At 73.1% G+C, this 1,922-nt stretch carries 2 protein-coding genes; one reads left to right on the forward strand and one right to left on the reverse strand.

Annotation, left to right across the window (positions count from 1 at the left end; translation table 11 throughout):
- Window positions 1–830, reverse strand: an 830-nt coding sequence (locus IJH84_RS09160) for an alpha/beta hydrolase (RefSeq protein ID WP_295142685.1), incomplete at its 3' end; no start/stop codon positions are given.
- A 159-nt stretch (window positions 831–989) separates the two neighbouring features.
- Between IJH84_RS09160 and IJH84_RS09165 the strand changes: the two genes are divergently transcribed.
- The coding region (locus IJH84_RS09165; protein WP_295142688.1) for an MFS transporter at window positions 990–1,922 on the forward strand (933 nt) is incomplete at its 3' end.

The raw sequence follows: 1,922 nt of genomic DNA on the forward strand, positions 1-1,922 counted from the left end.
AGCTGGGGCCGGTCCAGCGGCAGCGCGTGGCTGGCGTCGGCCGCGGTGACCAGCTCGCCGCGCGGGAACAGCCGCATAAGCTCGGCGTGCGTCGCATCCAGCTGCGCGCGGTACTCGGACGGCAGGCCGGGGCGCCGTTGCGGCACCACGAGCCGCATCGGGACATCAGGCGGGTCCGCCCGCAACGCCGCCGAAGCCTCGCGCGTGCAGGAGGTCAGGCGGCGCAGGACCGTCGCCGATCGCCACAGCTCCCGCCAGTCGTTCCACTGGCGCTTGGCGAATCGGAGCCCGGCCGGGCTGATCTCCGGGCCCGCCATCCGCTCGATGAGGCGTTGGCCGCGGGCCGTCCGGAAAAACCCGAGCCTTGCGGCGATCGCGAACACTCGGGTCTGCACACCGCTGATCGCCAGCCGCACCCCGGCGGGCAGCTTCGTGTCGGGTAGCGGTACTGACGGGTCGGCCAGCACCACACCGGAAACCAGTTCCGGGTGCCGCGCGGCGAACAGCTGCGCCACCAGCCCGCCGGACGACCAGCCGACCACGACCACCGGCGTGCTCGTCCCGGTCGCCCGCAGCAGTCCGGCGAGGTCGTCGGCCATGGCAGCGACGGTCCGGTGCTGCGGCCCGTCCGAGCGCCCGCTGCCCGCCCGGTCGTAGGTGAGCACGGTCGCCGATGCGGCGAGGCGGTCCGCGAACTCGCCCCAGACCGCGCCGCTGCCGTTGCCCGCGCCGCCCGCTTCCAGCACCACGGCGGGACCCGCGCCGCGCTGCCGGATGCAGAGCTCGCGGCCGTTGACTTCGATCAGCGTTCGGGGTGCCTTGTTTCCCATCGGCCGAGCGTTGCCGATCACTTCCGGCGACCGCTGTCGAATTCGCTGTGAGCGGAAACCTGCCACCCGGCGGAGCGAGGCAGCCGCGAGTCGTGACCATCCGCACATCGCCGCAGCGATGCCGACTAGGGCCTGGTGGAATCGGCGCGTGAACGCGCTGTGAACATCGACCGGAAGACCTGGGTGCTGCTGGCGCACGCCACCCTCACCCAGCTGGTGACCTTCGTGCTGCGGCCCGCGACGTCCTACCGCGCGCTGGAGCTGGACGTGCCCGCGTCCTGGCTCGGTTTCCTCTCGGGCAGCTTCGCGCTGGTTCCGCTGGTGCTGGCGTTGCCCGCCGGGCACATCGTGGACCGGATCGGGGAGCGCCGGGTGATGATCGCCGGCGGGGCGCTGATGTGCGCGGCGGGCGGTGCGTTCCTGGTGTTCGGCGATTCGGTCGCGGGCTTGGTCGCGGGCAACGTGCTGCTGGGCACCGGGCACCTGTGCTCGGTGATCGGCCAGCAGGCGCTGGTCGCGAACACGGCGAGTTCGGCCCGGCTGGACGCGGCTTTCGGCTACTACACCTTCGCCGCCTCGCTCGGGCAGGCGGCCGGCCCGCTGCTGATCGTGGCCTTCGGCGGTTCGCAGGCGATCCCGGACACCACGCCGATCTTCTGGGGTGCGACGGCGATCGCGGTCGTGCTGTTCTGCTGCTCGCTGGGGATCCGCGGCCGCACCGCGTCGAGCGGGAAGGCGGCCGCCGAGTCCGGCGGAGTCGGCGCGCTGCTGCGGATGCCCGGCCTGATCCCGGCGTTGACCACGAGCTGCGTGGTGCTGGCGGCGGTGGACATCTCGGTGGTCTACCTGCCCGCGCTCGGCGCGGAACGCGGCATCGCTTCCGGACTGGTGGGGGTGCTGCTCGGGCTGCGCGCGGTCGCTTCGATGGTGTCGCGGTTCTTCCTCGGCTCCAGCACGCGGCTGCTCGGGCGGCGGCGCCTGCTGGTGATGAGCATCGTGGCCGCCACCGCCGGACTCGGAGTCGTCGCCGCACCCGTACCCGTGTGGCTGCTGGTGCCCGCGGTCGTGCTGGCCGGGCTCGGGATGGGCGTC

The sequence above is a fragment of the Saccharopolyspora sp. genome (assembly GCF_017434145.1).
In the GTDB taxonomy this organism is placed as follows: domain Bacteria; phylum Actinomycetota; class Actinomycetes; order Mycobacteriales; family Pseudonocardiaceae; genus Saccharopolyspora_C; species Saccharopolyspora_C galaxeae.